Origin of the sequence: Bacillus cereus group sp. BfR-BA-01379 (assembly GCF_022663605.1) — a bacterium.
GTDB lineage: Bacteria > Bacillota > Bacilli > Bacillales > Bacillaceae_G > Bacillus_A > Bacillus_A mobilis.
Genome location: NZ_JAKUFT010000172.1, coordinates 1 through 1068, shown reverse-complemented (window position 1 = coordinate 1068; position 1068 = coordinate 1). Strand labels below are relative to the sequence as shown.

The window sequence follows — 1068 nt, the reverse complement described above, 5'->3', positions numbered from 1 at the left end:
GAGGCGGATATTCCACGCCTCCATTTGATTTAACTGATGTAAAAGAAGCTTCATTATATGCATAAAATGACTTTTCTACATTTTCCTTCGTATCCGCATTCGCTAATACACCCGTCATTACACTGTGTTTTAACATATATATCACCTATATCCTTTCGTATATTTCAATTAATAATCTCTGAAACAACGCATATTTCATTTTAGAAAATTCATTGTTGTTTTTCATAACTATCAAAAACAGCTATCAAAATTGATAGCTGTTTTATAATCTGTTAAATCACTTTATTTAACTATCCTTATAAATATCTTATAAGATATTTATATACTAACGTTGCTAACTTATTTTTTAAATCTACCATAACCAAGGAAATGTTTTTGATTATATGAACTAAACACATTTCCTCTTACAACACCCGTCTGTTCACTTCCTGCATGAATGAACTCACCGTTTCCAAGATAAATCCCCATATGTGATGGGCCAGGTGTATATGTGTTTTGTAAAAAGACTAAATCTCCAGGCTGCGGATCATTAATTTTAATTACCATCGGCCAATATCCTGCTACACTATTCCTTGAAATACTATACCCATTATTTTTATATACATAGTATATGAAACCACTACAATCAAAGGAATTAGGCCCCGATGCTCCAAAGACGTATGGCTTCCCTAATTGTTTTAGAGCTAATTCAATTACTCCTGAGACCTCAGAAGCATTTGGATTAATCCATTTTTCTCCTTCATAAGAAATAATCTTTAACCAGCCACTTGTTGTACCATCAATAACAAGCACCTCTTGTGCTGAAAAAGCTTGGCCTCCATTTCCTTTTGCAGATACAAATGATGGTTCATTGTACGTATAGAATGATTTTTCTACATACTTTTTCTCACCATTTGGATTGATCCATTTCTCTCCTTCGTAAGAAATAATCTTTAACCAACCACTTGTTGTACCATCGATAACAGGTACCTCTTGCGCTGTAAAGACTTGGCCTCCTCCTCCTTTTGGAGATACGAAAGATGGCTCATTATACGTATAGAATGATTTTTCTACATACTTTTTCTCACC

At 33.8% G+C, this 1068-nt stretch carries 1 protein-coding gene; it reads right to left on the bottom strand.

Annotation, left to right across the window (positions count from 1 at the left end):
- Nucleotides 1-339 precede the first annotated feature (339 nt).
- On the bottom strand, nucleotides 340-1068 hold a 729-nt coding region (locus MR113_RS27230; protein ID WP_242257478.1), incomplete at its 5' end, for a C40 family peptidase.